The following is a 14,225-nucleotide window of genomic DNA, read 5'->3' as shown; positions in this document are numbered from 1 at the left end:
GGACACGCCGCCACTCTTTCCCAATTATGTAGCCGGTTCACGCGGGGCGCGGGGCGATTGGAGAGGGTCATGGAATTTGATCCAGTGACGCTGGCGCGCATCCAGTTTGCCTTCACCGTCTCCTTCCACATCATCTTTCCGGCCTTCACCATTGGCCTGTCGGCCTACATCGCCGTACTCCTTCTGATGTGGATGCGCACCGGCCAGGAAAAATATCATCGGCTGGCGCGCTTCTGGACCAAGATCTTTGCCATATCCTTCGCCATGGGCGTGGTGTCCGGCATCGTGCTTTCCTATCAGTTCGGCACGAACTGGAGCCGCTTCTCCGAGTTCTCGGGCAATGTGATCGGGCCGCTCATCGGCTACGAAGTGCTGATGGCCTTCTATCTGGAAGCGACCTTCCTCGGCATCCTTCTGTTCGGCTGGAACCGGCTTCCGCCCTGGCTGATCACGCTGGCCTCGGTGCTCGTGGCCCTCGGCACGGCCACCAGCGCCTTCTGGATTCTTTCCGCCAACAGCTGGATGCAGACCCCTGCCGGCCATGAGGTTCGCGACGGGATCGCCTACCCGGTCGACTGGCTGCGGGTGATCTTCAATCCCAGTTTCCCCTACCGCTTCGCCCATATGCTGAACGCGGCGTATCTGACGACCGCGGCCGTCGTGCTGGCCGTGGGTGCGCGCTATCTGCTTGCCGGACGGCATGGTGAGGAAAGCCGCACGATGCTCCGCATGGCCGTCGGCATGATCGCGGTTTCGGCCCCGCTACAGCTCGTGATCGGCGACCTGCACGGCCTCAACACGCTGGAGCATCAGCCGGTCAAGGTGGCGGCGATGGAAGGCCACTGGAGCGGAGAGGAACCCGGCCATCTCGTCCTGTTCGGCCTGCCGGACGAGGAGGAGCGGACAAATCACTTCGAGATCGCCATTCCGCATCTCGGCTCGCTGATCCTCACCCACGACTGGGACGGCACCTATCCCGGCATGGCGGATTTCCCCGAAGACGAATGGCCGCCCGTCGTCAATGTCTTCTTCACTTTCCGCCTTATGGTCGGCATCGGCCTTCTGCTGATCGCGACCGGATTCTGGGGTCTTTACCTTTGGTGGCGCGGGAGGCTGTTCGACAACTCGCTGTTCCTACGCACGGCCTCCTATATGTGGCCCCTCGGCTTCGTCGCCATCGTCGCTGGCTGGTTCGTCACCGAGCAGGGCCGGCAGCCCTGGCTGGTGCATGGCCTCATGCGAACCGTTGACGGCGTCTCTCCCGTCCCGGGCGCCAGCGTCGCAAGCACGTTGGCCCTGTTCGTCTTCATCTACGGCGTCGTCTTCACGATGGGCATCTTCTACATCAACCGGCTCATCAACCGCGGGCCCATGGGCGAGGCGATCGAAGCGGCGGCGGGCCTGCCCAACAGGCCGATGTCCGCGGCCGAGGAAGCCGCGCGCGAAGCAACCGGCAGGGAGCCCGGCGAAGGCCCCGGCCGCCCGCTCACCGCACCGAAGGGATGACGGCTATGGAATGGTATCTCCCCGTTATCTGGGCAGGCCTCATCGGCACCGCCGTGGCCATGTATGTCATCCTCGACGGCTTCGATCTCGGCATAGCCATCCTGTTCCCCTTCGCCCGCCGCGAGGAGGAGCGCGACGTGATGATGAACTCCGTCGCTCCCTTCTGGGACGGCAACGAGACCTGGCTCGTTTTGGGCGGCGGCGGGTTGTGGGTCGCCTTCCCTCTCGCCTATTCGATCATCATGCCGGCCCTCTACCTGCCGGTGATCGGCATGCTTCTGGCGCTGGTCTTCCGTGGCGTCGCCTTCGAGTTTCGATGGATCGCCAAGCCCCGTCACCGCAAATGGGACATCGCCTTTGCGGGCGGCTCCATCATTGCTTCCTTCCTTCAGGGCGTGATCCTCGGCGGCCTCCTGCAGGGCGTTGCCGTGGAGGATCGCCAGTTCGCAGGCGGGCCGTTCGACTGGCTGACACCCTTCTCGATCTTCGTCGGCCTGTCGGTGGTCACGGGCTATGCCCTGCTGGGCGCCACCTGGCTCATCATGCGCACCTCCGGCCCCGTGCAGGACCTTGGCCGGCGTCTGGCGCCCACGCTGCTTCTCGTCGTCATGGCGGCAATGGTGGTCATCAGCCTTTGGACGCCGCTTGCCATCGATCGCGTCGCGGAGCGCTGGTTCTCCACGCCCAACATCTTCCTGCTCTGGCCCATCCCCCTGGCGGCGGTGCTCGTGGCCTACATCGTGTGGCGCGCAATCGGGCAGGGCCGCGAGGCCGTTCCCTTCTTCGGCACAATCGTCCTCTTCCTGCTCGGCTATGCGGGACTCGTCATCTCCAACGTGCCCTATCTCGTGCCGCCGGACCTGACCTTCTGGGACACGGCCGCTGCGCCCGCCTCCCAGATTTTCTTCCTGATGGGCACGATCTTCCTTCTGCCTCTCGTGCTCGGCTACACTGCCTTCGTCTACTGGGTGTTCCGCGGCAAGATAGCGCCGGGCGAAGGCTATCACTGATCCGCGAACGAGCCGGGAGCGACCTCGTGTGCGCTCCGCAGCAACGGAGGCTTGCCGTGAAGGCACTGGTACTGGAAGAAAAGTTGAAACTCTCGCTGCGGGACTTTCCCCTCAAGGAGACGCTCGGACCGCGCGACCTGCGAATTGCGCTCCGCACCGTCGGCGTGTGCGGCAGCGACGTCCATTACTACACCCACGGCGCGATCGGCCCGTTCGTCGTCCGCGAGCCGATGATTCTCGGCCATGAGGCGGCCGGCGTCGTAGTCGAAACGGGCGCGGAGGTCACGGAGTTCAAGCCCGGCGACCGTGTCTGCATGGAGCCCGGCATCCCCGACCCCAACAGCCGGGCCACTCGTCTCGGCCTCTATAATCTCGATCCTGCAGTGCGCTTCTGGGCGACGCCGCCCGTTCACGGCGTGCTTCGCCCGACTGTCGTGCATCCGGCCGACTTCACCTTCAAGCTTCCGGACAACGTCTCCTTCGCGGCCGGCGCCATGGTGGAGCCGCTTGCCGTCGGCGTTCATGCCGCCACGAAGGCGCGGGTGAAGCCCGGGGACATAGCGGTTGTAACCGGAGCCGGGCCGATCGGCCTCGTGACCGTTCTTGCGGCATTGGCCGCGGGCTGCGCACGGGTGATCGTCAGCGATGTGGACGAGGCGAAGCTGGACATCGCAAGCAGGCTCGGGCCGGTCACTCCAGTGAACGTACGCTCCGAAAATCTCGCGGATCGGGTCAAAAGGGAAACGGACGGCTGGGGCGCCGACATCGTCTTCGAATGCTCGGGCAACGAAAGGGCGGCTGCGGAGGTTTTCGACCCGCTCTGCCCCGGCGGCACGGTGGTCTTTGTGGGCATCCCCCTCTCGCCCATCGCCTATGACGTCTCAGCCGCGCAGATCAAGGAGGCGCGCATCGAGAACGTGTTCCGCTATGCGCACGTCTTCCCGCGCTGTGTCGCCATGCTCGCCTCCAGCGCGATCGATGTCTCGCCCCTGATCACGAAAACCTTTTCCTTCGAGGAAAGCGTGGAAGCGTTCGAGTTCGCGGCCGAGGCGCCCCGCGGGCAGGTGAAGGTGCAGATCGAGATGCCCGCATAGCCCCCACCCGATGGACCTGAAACTTCACTTGCCCGAGGTTCTGGTGCGGGTCGGCAACCTGGCCGTGCGCACGTCGAAGCTTTCTTCCGTCATGACGCGGGCGCCACGCTCGAAGGTGAGATAGCGCCAGAGCCACTGTAGCGAAACCATCATCCGGTGCTGGAAGCCGACCAGCAGATAGACATGAATGATGGCCCAGGCGAGCCAGGCGATCCAGCCTTTGAGCCTCAGGCGCTCCCGCTCGAAGACTGCGGCGTGACGCCCGATGATCGCCGTGTTGCCCCGGCTGCGATATTCGAAGGGCTCAAGCGGCGCGCCCGTCCTGATGTGCCGCGCAAGGCCCTGTCCGAGATGGATGCCCTGCTGCTTGGCAACCTGCGCCAGCCCGGGCAGCGGTTTGCCGGCAGGGTCCGTGAAAGCCGCTGCGTCGCCAAGCACGAAGACATTGGAAAGGCCCTGGGCCCGCAGGCACTCATCCACCATAACGCGGCCGGCCCTATCCGTCGGGGCGCCGAGTTGCGCGCCGAGCGGCGATGCGGCCACGCCTGCGGCCCACAGCACAACGCCAACGGGAACCGTGTGGCCCGCAAAGGTGATGGTGTCCTCGCCGATATCCTCCACCGGCGTTCCGGTGAAAACGTCCACCCCCAGCTTTTCCAGGCGCCGCCGGGCGTAATCGGACGTCTCCGGCAAGAAGGCCGGCAGGATTCGGGGGCCGGCCTCGATAAGCATGATCTTGGCCGCCTCCGGCCGGGCGCTCCTGAAATCGCGTGCCAGCGTGTAGCGGCGCAGCTCGGCAAGCGAGCCTGCAAGCTCCACCCCGGTGGGCCCGCCGCCGACAATGGCGATGGTCATCAGTCTCGCCTGCTCGTCAGGCTCAATCGCGCGCTCCGCACGCTCGAAGGCGAGCAGTGCAAGCGCGCGGATGCGCCGCGCATCGCCAAGCGTCTTCAGCCCCGGCGCTCTCTCGGCCCAATCGTCATGGCCGAAATAGCTGTGCCCCGCACCGGTGGCGAGCACGAGATAATCATAGCCAAGCACCAGCCCGTCGGCCAAACGCAGCGTATTGCGGGCGGTGTCGATCTCCGAAACCTCGCCGAGAAGGACCTGCACGCTTTCATACCGCCTCAGCACCTTGCGGATCGGCTCAGCCACATCGGTGGCCGAAAGCGCGGCCGTGGCCACCTGATAGAGCAGAGGCTGGAAAAGATGATGGTTCTGCCGGTCGAGCATTACGGCCGGAAGACCGGCGCGGCCCAGCGCCTTCGCCACTTCGAGACCGGCAAAGCCTCCCCCCACAATGACGATGCGCGGGGCGCGCGGCTGTGCCGCTACCGTTCCTTCCTGATTCATACTCGGTTCCCGCAGGGCGAAATCCTCGCTCAGACCGGCCGCCCAGACGCCAGCGGAGCGGGAGTGTCATCCCCTCCTTTCCGCGCAATGCAACGGCGGGAGCGTGAGACTGTTCCCTGGGCAACCCTGCCCCGAGCCTTCAAGACCCCTCGGAGCGGGAAGCTGCCGTCTCCGGTCTATGGACGGACAAGGCCGAGAACGGCGATCAGGGTCAGGAAACTCGCCGTGGTCGCAATCAGCAGCGCCGCCGCGCACATTCCGCCATGGCCCAGCCGCGCGCCGAGGATGGGATAGACCGTCAGCATGGGCGAGCTTGCCAATATGAGGCCGGCGGCCATGAGCTCAGCCGGCACGTCTCCGGCGAGCAGAAACCCCGCGCCGACCGCAAGCGGATGCAGAAGAAGCTTTCCCGCCACGATCGCCATGATGTCGCCCGCGATGGACCCGGCCTTCAGCCCCGCGAGCGTTCCTCCCACCACGAAAAGCGCGCATGGAACGGACGCGTCTGCCATCATCTTGAGCGCGGTGGAAAGCGGCTGCGGCAGGCTCACGCCAGCCGCCGAAAGGACCACGCCCATGAAAATGGCCACGATCAGAGGCGTGCGTGAAAGGCGCCGAAGCGTTCCCGAAAGTATGTCGCGGAGCCCCTCCCCCTTCTGAGTGCTGGCCTCCCCCAGCGCGAGCGCCAGCGGAATGATGATGATGTTTTCAACCAGCATGGAAAGGGGAAGCGCTGCGAGCGCGGGGGCGCCAAGCGCAAGCGAGGCGACGGGAAAGCCAACAAAGCCGCTGTTCGAGGCGGAGGCGCCCAGCGCGGCGGCGGCGGCATGGGACAATGATTTGCCCATCGCCAGCCGGAAAAGCGCCAGGATCGCGACGAACGCGATCAGGGAGCCGGCCGCATATGCGAAAATGTAGCCCCAGTCGAGCGTCCGTTGCAGGTCCTGCTGCAACAGCGCATGAAGGATGACCGCCGGAAGGGCGAAGTTCAGAACGAAGGCCCCAAGCGCCTCCACCACGGAGGAGGGAACGTAGCGCGTGCGAACCGCTGTAAATCCGACGCCGATCAGAACGAAGATAGGCAATATGACGGAGAGCAGAGCACTCATAGCGCAATTCCGGGAAAAGCGTGTACGGACTTTCCGTCCGGAATTGGAATTGCACAAAAACAATAACTTAGAGGCTGCACCCGGCGGTAGGGCAATTTTGCCGGCATCACAAGGGTGGTCTCGGCAAAGACGATCCGTCTTCCGGTCATGGCTGGAATATCTATGTCATTAGTACAAGGCCGAGGCGGCAAGATCAGTCATTCCGGATCAACGCGCCGCCGGGGATGAGCTTTAGCGCGCTTTCGCTGCGCAGCGCCAGCCGCAGATTGCGCGCGGCCAGGCGGGCATGCTCCTGCATGATCCTTTCCGCCCGCGCCCCCTCGCGCTCTGCGATCGCCTCGACCACGCACCGGTGCTGATCCTGCGCCACGACGAACAGCTTTCTGGAATCTGGCAATGTCGACTGGGCCATGATGAAGCCGCTGGGAGAGGCAAATGGCAGGGCGACGGCCCGCTCCACCTGCTGTTTCAGCACCGGGCTGTCGGCAAGCTCCAGAATCAGGGCGTGCAGGCGGCGGTTCGCCGCCATATAGCGGGAGAAGCCCTCTTCCGTGCCGAGCTCCCTTTCGATCACCGAGTCCAGCTCATCGAGACAGTCCTCAAGCGGCCGAAGCCGGCCGGCCGAATAACCCCGCTCCGCGGCGAGCCGTGCCGCGAGGCCTTCGAGCGCCCCGCGAACCTCGATCGCGTCGAACACGTCCTTCTCGCTGAAGGACCTCACGGCATAGCCGCCGGAGGGGATGACCTCGACAAAGCCCTCGTGCGAAAGCTGCTGTAGGGCGGAGCGGATGGGGGTGCGGGAGATTCCGGTCAGCTCCGCGACCGTCAGCTCCGAAATTCGCTCCCCGGGCCGGAACGCGCCGGAGAAGATGAGTTCGCGCATGGCAAGCAGCGCGCCTTCCGTTCGCGACGGATTGCGGTCGGCGTTTTCAGAAGCGTCCCGGGAAGCGACGGCCCTGGCCGGGGCATGCTCCCCTCGCGCGGACGAATCGCGGTGAGGCGTTTGAGGCAAGGTGCCCTCAAGCGCAGTCTCCGCCTCCCGAGTTCCACGGCGATGCACGGCCGCCCATCCCTGATTTGCGCCGGACATCCGGCCTTCGTTTGTATACACTGTGTCGCCGCAAAAAGCTTTGTCAACATGCAAGCGCTGTGGCGGGCGGCATTAGGCATTTGACGGCACTTCAGGAACTCCGAGCTTTTACCAAGCGACTCGGTAGGCTAAGCTCCCTCTTGGCTAATTCGGTATCCGATGTATACAATGCTTCAGCATCGTGTCTTGTGGGACGCGTGTTGAGGCCGGAATGGCACAGGGAGGGAACGTCATGGTAAAGAGAATCGCAGCGGCGGTCGCGCTCGGGCTCGGCGTCAGCTGGTCGATGATGGCAATGGCGCAGGAGACGGTGAAGATCGGCGTGCTCCTGCCCTATTCGGGTCCGTTCGCGGACGCGGCAAATCAGCTTCAGGCCGGTATCGATCTCTATATCCAGAAGCACGGTGACGAAGTCGCCGGCAAGAAGATCGAGATCATCAAGAAGGACACGGGCGGGCCGAATCCGGACGTTGCCCGGCGGCTTGCTCAGGAGCTCGTCGTGCGGGACGGGGTGGACATCCTGGCTGGCTTCGCGCTCACTCCGGAAGCTTTGGGCGCGGCGGAGATTGCGGACCAGGCGAAGAAACTGCTGGTCGTGATGAACGCCGCCACCTCCGTCATTACGGAACAGTCGCCCTATATCGTCCGCACGTCGGTGACTATTCCGCAGCTCAACTATGCCCTCGGCAAGTGGGCCTTCGAGGAGGCCGGCGTCAAGCAGGCCTATACGCTGGTCTCCGACTATGGCCCCGGTCATGACGCCGAAAGCTCCTTCTCCAAGGGCTTCACCGAAGCGGGAGGAGAGATCGTCGGCTCGGACCGTACCCCGGTCGCCAACCCGGACTTCTCGGCCTATGTCCAGCGTGTGAAGGACGCCAATCCCGAGGCCGTCTACATCTTCGTTCCGGGCGGCGCACAGCCCGCGGCGATCGGCAAGGCGCTGGTGGATCGCGGCCTTGCGCCGCCAGACGTGAAGATCTTCGCCCAGGGCGAGCTCACCCATCCCGAAGCGCTCGAGAGCATGGGCGAGACGGCGCGCGGCATCATCACCACCTTCCACTACACGCTTGAGCGCGACGACCCGCTCAACAACGAGTTCGTCGCCGGCTATCGCGAGGCGAACAATGGGCGCGCTCCCGACCTGTTCTCGATCGGCGGGTATGACGGCATGCACCTCATCTACGAGGTGCTGAAGAAGACCAATGGCGATGCCAGCGGCGACGCCCTCGTGGAAGCGGCCAAGGGCATGTCGTGGCAGAGCCCGCGCGGGCCGATGTCCATCGATCCCGAGACGCGCGACGTGATTCAGACGGTCTACATCCGCGAGGTTCAGGAGGTTGATGGCGAGTTGCAGAACGTCATCATCCACGAGATCCCGGATGTGAAGGACCCGCTGCACGGCGCCCAGTAAGCCGGGCCTGGCCCGCCCGCGCTTGAGGCGCGGGCAAGCCGCGATGCGATCTGCGGAAGCAGCCGGGGTCGAAACCGGCATCAACCGGTCATATCCGGTGCTGGCGAAGGGGCTGATAAGCCTCCTGGCTCCCCGGCGGGCGGCTCTGGCGGTTTTGCCGCAACCGCCAGGGCCGCAGATTACAACCGGCTTCCGCTCTGCTTGGCATCCTCGGGGTTGACCGGAGGATCGATACCCGGGATCAATACGGCATGGGCGGGAGTACCGTTTCGAAATCCACATCCACAAGGCGCGTGTCTTAATCGTGATCGGCAATATCGTCATCGTGCTGTTCGACGGATTCGCCTTCGGGATGCTGTTGTTCGTCCTGTCGGTCGGCCTGTCTGTCACGCTGGGATTGATGAACTTCATCAATCTCGCGCACGGCGCCTTCGGCATGCTGGGCGGCTATGTCGCCGTCACCGCCATGCGGCAGCTAGGCCTTCCCTTTCTCCTCTCGCTGCCCCTCGCCTTCATCGCCGCCGCCCTTGTCAGTGTTCTGATTGAACGGACCCTTTTCCGCCGCCTCTATCGCGCCGGGGAACTCAATCAGGTGCTTTTCACCATCGGGCTGGTATTCGTATCCGCGGCGATCGCCACATATTTGTTCGGCACCGGTCAGCAGCCCATCGTGCTGCCTGGCTGGCTTCGCGGCTCCGTGGAAATCGCCGGACTGCGCTTCGGTGTGTACCGCATCTTCCTTATCGTCGTCTCGCTTGCCATCACGGCGCTGCTGGTCTTCGGCCTGGAGCGCACCCGGCTCGGCGCGCAGATCCGCGCCGCCGTGGACAATCAGCGCGTGGCCGCCGGCCTGGGGCTCAATGTCGAGCGGGTCTTCGCCATCACCTTCGCGCTGGGCAGCGGGCTGGCGGGCCTCGGCGGCGCGCTCGCCATCGAGATCGTGGGGCTGGATCCTTCCTTCGGCTTCCACTTTCTTGTCTATGTGCTGATCGTCGTGGCCGTCGGCGGCCTGGGCTCGATCACCGGCTCGTTCGCCGGCGCGGCCCTGCTCGGCATCGGTGACGTTGCGGGGAAATACTTCGTGCCCGAGATAGGCTCCTTCCTGATTTATCTCCTGCTCGTGGCGATCCTGCTCGCGCGTCCGCTCGGACTCTTCGGCAAGCGATGAACCGGGAGGCGACCTTGACAGCGACCCAGACGACGCAAGCGCCCGGAGCGTCTCTTGCCTGGCTTCGCAGCAGGAGCCGCTGGTCGGTCTTCGAGATTGCCTTTTGGCTCGCCACCTTGCTGACGTTCTATTTCTTCCCCAGCTATCTGATGCTCGCCAGCCAGATCGCGATCACGGCGCTGTTTGCGATCTCGGTGGACCTCGTCCTTGGCTATGCGGGCATCATCACGCTGGGGCATGCGATGTTCTTCGGCCTGGGCGCCTATGCGGCGGGGCTGTTGAGCGCCAAGGCGGGCTGGGGCGAGCCGCTCACCGGGCTGCTCTTCGCCAGCGCCCTTGCCGGGCTGGTGGGCTTCGTCGCCAGCTTCCTCATCGTGCGCGTGCAGCATCTGGCGCTGATCATGGTCACCCTGGGGCTCGGCCTGCTCACCTATGAGCTGGCGAATGCCTTGAGCTGGCTGACCGGCGGTACGGACGGGCTGCGCGGCATCGACACATGGCCGATACTCGGCCTGTTCGATTTCGACCTGTGGGGCTACACCGCCTATTCCTATACGCTGGCCACTCTCTTCCTCGGCTTTCTGATCAGCCGCCGGATCGTCAACTCCTCCTTCGGCCTGGCGCTGCGTGGCGTGAGGGAGAATGTGCGCCGCATGCCCGCCATCGGCTCCGCCTATCGCGGGCATTTGCGCAAGATCTACACCATCTCGGCCGCGATCGCGGGGCTTTCGGGCGCGCTGCTTGCGCAGACCACCAACACGGTGGCTCTCGAAGTGCTGAGCTTCCAGCGTTCGGCGGATGTAGTCGTCATGCTCATTCTGGGAGGAACGGGACGGCTCTACGGCGCCATCCTGGGCGCGATCATCTTCCTTCTGGTGCGAGACCAGCTTTCTGGCATCAATCCGCAATACTGGTACTTCGGAATCGGGCTCCTGCTCATGGTCGTGGTTCTGTTCATGCCGCGCGGCATACTGGGTGGGCTCGCGCGCCTCGCAGGCAGGGACCAATGACGAAGAACGCGGACATCGTGCTTCGCACCGAGGGGCTAAAGAAGAGCTTCGGCTCGCTGCAGGTGACGCGCGACCTCGATCTCGCGCTGCCCGCGGGCGCGCGCTACGCGCTGATCGGTCCCAACGGTGCGGGCAAGACCACACTTATCAACCTGATCACTGGCGAGATGCGGCCCGATTCCGGCCGCATCCTTCTGGAAGGCCAGGACGTCACCCGCACCGGCACGGCTGCGCGCGTCCGTCGCGGCCTCACGCGCACCTTTCAGATCAATGCGCTCTTTCCGGACCTGACGCCGCTCGAGGCCGTCACCCTCGCCATCTGCGAGCGCGAAGGGATCGCGGGGCAATTCTGGCGCAGCCTGACCGCGCACGAGCAGGCCATCAGCGAGGGTTTCGAGATCCTGCGGCAGCTCGGCCTCGCCGACGTCGCCACGAAGCGGACGCGCCATCTCGCCTATGGGCAGCAGCGCCTTCTGGAAATCGCCCTGGCGCTCGCCACGCGTCCGAAGGTTCTGCTGCTTGACGAGCCCGCCGCCGGCGTGCCTAAGGACGAAAGTGCGATGCTCTTTCGCGTGATCGAGGCGCTGCCGGAACATATCGCGGTGCTCTTCATCGAGCACGATATGGATATCGTCTTCTCCTTCGCCTCCCGCATCATCGTGCTAGTCGCCGGAGCGGTTCTCATGGAAGCGGAGCCTGCGGAGGTGCGCGACGATCCGCGGGTGCGCGAAGTCTATCTGGGGTCGGCGCATCATGGCTGAACCGCTTCTCGTTCTGGAAGATGTGCGCGCGGGCTATGGCGATGCCGTGGTGCTCGACCGCGTCTCGCTCGAGCTTGCCGCGGGCGGCAGCCTCGCCGTGCTCGGCCGCAACGGCGTCGGCAAGACGACGCTGCTGCTGACCATCATGGGCATCGTTGGCCTGATGCGCGGCTCGATCCGGATGGCGGGCAAGGACATCTCCCGCCTGCCGCCGCACCGGCGGGCGCAGGCGGGCCTCGGCTGGGTTCCCCAGGAGCGAGAAATCTTCCCCTCCTTGAGCGTCGAGGAAAACTTGACCGTCACCGCCCGCCCGGGCCGCTGGGACCTGGCGTCGATCTACCGGCTCTTCCCGCGGCTCGAGGAGCGGCGCGGCCATATGGGCAATCATCTTTCGGGCGGGGAGCAGCAGATGCTCGCCATTGCCCGCACGCTGATGACGAACCCGTCCATCCTGCTCCTCGACGAGCCGCTGGAAGGGCTCGCGCCCATCATCGTGGAGGAGCTGACGGCCGCGATCCGCCGCATGGGCTCGGATGAGGGCATGACCCTCGTGCTGGTCGAGCAGCGCGCGGACGTCGCGCTTTCGCTGACGGAGAACGCGGTGATCATCGAGCGTGGCACCATCGCCTATCGCGCGCCATCGTCCGATCTGATGCACGACCGGGTAGTGCTCGACCGCTATGTCGGCCTCAAGCTTGAGGAAAGCGGCACCGCCGCCGGTCCGCAGTAACCGCCGGTTTCGCAGCAAGTGGCCGCCCGGGCGGCGACTTTGCCCTCGCGGCCAGCGCTTCTCTCACCTCACCCTTTACCAGGCCGCTCCTCCCGCAACGGGTCAGGCCTGCTCTGTATACCGCACCCGCCTTCGACACCGACAGCGCGCTCCCGATGCTCCGGCTCTTTCCGGCAGAAGACCCGCCCCTTACCGACGCAAGCCCGCAAATGATCTTGCCATCCCCGCCTCCTGGCGACAGTATGTATACAGAACACTCAAGGGTCAGGAGGAACGACCATGGCAAATTCCAGTCTGGAAGCCGTCTTGCGGGAAAAAGGCAACATCGTTCAGATGTTGAGGAACTCCAAAATCGGCATCTATGTATACCCTGTGGTCGCGGCCGAGTTCTCCAACTGGCGCGACGAGCAGCGCGCTTGGCGCGAGTCGGCGGTGCTGTTCGACCAGTCGCACCATATGGACGAGCTCATCGTGGAGGGGCCGGACGCGGCGAAGCTTCTGGAGGGCCTGGCCATCAACAGCTTTGCCAATTTCGACACCAACCGCGCCAAGCACTTCGTCCCGGTCTCGCCGGAAGGCTATGTCATTGGCGACATGATCGCGTTCCGGGAGGAGCGCGACAAGTTCGTTCTGGTCGGCCGGGCGCCCACGGCCAATTGGGTTCAGTACAACGCCTCGCTCGGCAAGCATGACGTGAAGGTCACGCGCGATCCCCGCTCTCCGTCAAATCCCGATGGCAAGGAGGTCCGGCGCGTCCACTACCGCTTCCAGATACAGGGCCCGGAGGCGCCGAAGGTCCTCGAAAAGCTGAATGGCGGCCCGCTGCCCGAGATCAAGTTCTTCCATGTGGACTGGATCAATATCGCTGGCCGCCGGGTGCGCGCGCTCCGGCACGGCATGGCCGGCGCGCCGGGTCTGGAGATCTGGGGCCCCTATGACGAGAAGGACGAGGTGCGCGCGGCCATTCTCAAGGCGGCGCAGGAAGCGGGCGTGGACCTGCGGCCAGTGGGCTCGCGCGCCTATTCCACCAACACGCTGGAATCGGGCTGGATCCCCTCGCCGCTGCCGGCCATCTACACGGGCGAGGAACTGAAGGGCTATCGCGAATGGCTGGGCGCAGACAGCTACGAGGCCGTCTGTTCCATCGGCGGCAGCTTCGTGTCCGACGACATCCGCGACTACTACACCACGCCCTACGAACTTGGCTACGGCATGTACGTCAAGTTCGACCATGATTTCGTGGGGCGTGCCGCGCTGGAGAAGATGCACGGCAAACCGCACCGCAAGAAGGTCACCTTCGAGTGGAACGCGGAAGACCTGCTGAAGGTGATCGAATCCTCACTCCGTCCCGGCGAGCTGAACGCCAAATGGATCGATTTCCCGCAGCCGAACTATGCCTCTTCCGGCTTCGATCGGGTGATGATGGGCGACAGGCTGGTCGGCCTTTCCATGTTCAATGGCTTCAGCTTCAACGAGCGGGCGATGCTCTCGTTGGGCATTGTCGATCCGGACATCAACGTGGGCGACGTGCTGACGCTGGTATGGGGCGAGCCGGAGGCGACCGCAAAGACCTCCACCGAAAGGCACCGGCAGGCGGAGATCCGCGTGCGGGTGTCGCCGACACCCTACGCCCGCCAGGCCCGCGAGTCCTACGCGGAAGGCTGGCGCACCAGGCAGAACGCGTAAGCGGAAACGCCGCCGCCGGCTGCGCTTCACCCCGTCTGTCATCCGCGCCGCGCCGATGCCGATTATGTGAGGCTCGCACCGCCGCTGCCGGCGTTTCCTCTCCCTCACGCAAGCGGGGGAGAGCGGTGACGAGGCGAAGCCGAGACGGTGAGGGGGTTTTGGTGACGACCCCGACAGGAGAAGAAGAAATCAGTCTCCGGCCTATCTCACCGCCACAATCCCCCCCTCTTGCAACTTCTAGGACTTGGGCTTCTGCCCAAGCCCAAGAAGTTGCTTTCTCCCCCGCAAAGGGGGGAG

At 64.7% G+C, this 14,225-nt stretch carries 12 protein-coding genes; 9 read left to right on the top strand and 3 right to left on the bottom strand.

Annotated features, from left to right (window positions below; translation table 11 throughout):
• Window positions 1-69 precede the first annotated feature (69 nt).
• The 3 genes from NYR54_RS13885 to NYR54_RS13875 are packed head-to-tail and all read left to right on the top strand — an operon-like array spanning window position 70 to window position 3,610.
• Window positions 70-1,506, top strand: a complete 1,437-nt coding sequence (locus NYR54_RS13885) for a cytochrome ubiquinol oxidase subunit I (protein ID WP_261516292.1) — start codon at window positions 70-72, stop codon at window positions 1,504-1,506.
• 5 nt (window positions 1,507-1,511) lie between these two features.
• Window positions 1,512-2,516 (top strand): cytochrome d ubiquinol oxidase subunit II, encoded by a 1,005-nt coding sequence (cydB, locus tag NYR54_RS13880; RefSeq protein WP_261516291.1) that lies wholly within the window; start codon window positions 1,512-1,514, stop codon window positions 2,514-2,516.
• A gap of 56 nt (window positions 2,517-2,572) precedes the next feature.
• Window positions 2,573-3,610 (top strand): NAD(P)-dependent alcohol dehydrogenase, encoded by a 1,038-nt coding sequence (locus NYR54_RS13875; RefSeq protein WP_261516290.1) that lies wholly within the window; start codon window positions 2,573-2,575, stop codon window positions 3,608-3,610.
• 24 nt (window positions 3,611-3,634) lie between these two features.
• On the opposite strand, the gene NYR54_RS13870 is transcribed toward NYR54_RS13875, so the two are convergent.
• The 3 genes from NYR54_RS13870 to NYR54_RS13860 form a co-directional block, all read right to left on the bottom strand.
• The gene (locus NYR54_RS13870; RefSeq protein WP_261516289.1) at window positions 3,635-4,963 is read right to left on the bottom strand and encodes an NAD(P)/FAD-dependent oxidoreductase; all 1,329 of its coding nucleotides are present in this window, start codon (window positions 4,961-4,963) and stop codon (window positions 3,635-3,637) included.
• A 176-nt stretch (window positions 4,964-5,139) separates the two neighbouring features.
• Window positions 5,140-6,072 (bottom strand): AEC family transporter, encoded by a 933-nt coding sequence (locus NYR54_RS13865; protein ID WP_261516288.1) that lies wholly within the window; start codon window positions 6,070-6,072, stop codon window positions 5,140-5,142.
• 193 nt (window positions 6,073-6,265) lie between these two features.
• Complete coding sequence (locus tag NYR54_RS13860; protein ID WP_261516287.1) at window positions 6,266-6,955, bottom strand: GntR family transcriptional regulator; 690 nt, start codon at window positions 6,953-6,955, stop codon at window positions 6,266-6,268.
• Between the two features lie 439 nt (window positions 6,956-7,394).
• On the opposite strand from NYR54_RS13860, the gene NYR54_RS13855 reads away from it, so the two are divergent.
• The 6 genes from NYR54_RS13855 to ligM all read left to right on the top strand — a co-directional run bounded on the left by NYR54_RS13855 (window position 7,395) and on the right by ligM (window position 13,928).
• Window positions 7,395-8,573, top strand: a complete 1,179-nt coding sequence (locus tag NYR54_RS13855; protein WP_261516286.1) for an ABC transporter substrate-binding protein — start codon at window positions 7,395-7,397, stop codon at window positions 8,571-8,573.
• 316 nt (window positions 8,574-8,889) lie between these two features.
• Entirely contained in the window at window positions 8,890-9,741 is an 852-nt protein-coding gene (locus tag NYR54_RS13850; protein WP_261516385.1) for a branched-chain amino acid ABC transporter permease, read from the top strand.
• Between the two features lie 14 nt (window positions 9,742-9,755).
• Window positions 9,756-10,751, top strand: a complete 996-nt coding sequence (locus NYR54_RS13845) for a branched-chain amino acid ABC transporter permease (RefSeq protein ID WP_261516285.1) — start codon at window positions 9,756-9,758, stop codon at window positions 10,749-10,751.
• Complete coding sequence (locus tag NYR54_RS13840; RefSeq protein ID WP_261516284.1) at window positions 10,748-11,512, top strand: ABC transporter ATP-binding protein; 765 nt, start codon at window positions 10,748-10,750, stop codon at window positions 11,510-11,512. Before NYR54_RS13845 ends, NYR54_RS13840 begins: the two co-directional genes overlap by 4 nt.
• On the top strand, window positions 11,505-12,242 hold the full coding sequence (locus NYR54_RS13835) for an ABC transporter ATP-binding protein (protein ID WP_261516283.1): 738 nt from the start codon (window positions 11,505-11,507) through the stop codon (window positions 12,240-12,242). The genes NYR54_RS13840 and NYR54_RS13835 overlap by 8 nt, the downstream gene beginning before the upstream one ends.
• A 279-nt stretch (window positions 12,243-12,521) precedes the next feature.
• The gene (gene ligM / locus NYR54_RS13830) at window positions 12,522-13,928 is read left to right on the top strand and encodes a vanillate/3-O-methylgallate O-demethylase (RefSeq protein ID WP_261516282.1); all 1,407 of its coding nucleotides are present in this window, start codon (window positions 12,522-12,524) and stop codon (window positions 13,926-13,928) included.
• Window positions 13,929-14,225: the final 297 nt, after the last annotated feature.

It is taken from the genome of Chelativorans petroleitrophicus (assembly GCF_025398195.1).
GTDB classification, from domain to species: domain Bacteria; phylum Pseudomonadota; class Alphaproteobacteria; order Rhizobiales; family Rhizobiaceae; genus Chelativorans; species Chelativorans petroleitrophicus.
The sequence above is the reverse complement of the archived record's forward strand: the minus strand, read 5'-3'. Positions and strand labels throughout refer to the sequence as shown.

Excerpts from the sequence above, each read along its gene's own strand:
- NYR54_RS13885 (WP_261516292.1), top strand. The coding sequence starts at position 70 with ATGGAATTTGATCCAGTGACGCTGGCGCGCATCCAGTTTGCCTTCACC.
- cydB (WP_261516291.1), top strand. The coding sequence starts at position 1,512 with ATGGAATGGTATCTCCCCGTTATCTGGGCAGGCCTCATCGGCACCGCC.
- NYR54_RS13870 (WP_261516289.1), bottom strand. The coding sequence starts at position 4,963 with ATGAATCAGGAAGGAACGGTAGCGGCACAGCCGCGCGCCCCGCGCATC.
- NYR54_RS13865 (WP_261516288.1), bottom strand. The coding sequence starts at position 6,072 with ATGAGTGCTCTGCTCTCCGTCATATTGCCTATCTTCGTTCTGATCGGC.
- NYR54_RS13860 (WP_261516287.1), bottom strand. The coding sequence starts at position 6,955 with ATGCGCGAACTCATCTTCTCCGGCGCGTTCCGGCCCGGGGAGCGAATT.
- NYR54_RS13855 (WP_261516286.1), top strand. The coding sequence starts at position 7,395 with ATGGTAAAGAGAATCGCAGCGGCGGTCGCGCTCGGGCTCGGCGTCAGC.
- NYR54_RS13840 (WP_261516284.1), top strand. The coding sequence starts at position 10,748 with ATGACGAAGAACGCGGACATCGTGCTTCGCACCGAGGGGCTAAAGAAG.
- NYR54_RS13835 (WP_261516283.1), top strand. The coding sequence starts at position 11,505 with ATGGCTGAACCGCTTCTCGTTCTGGAAGATGTGCGCGCGGGCTATGGC.
- ligM (WP_261516282.1), top strand. The coding sequence starts at position 12,522 with ATGGCAAATTCCAGTCTGGAAGCCGTCTTGCGGGAAAAAGGCAACATC.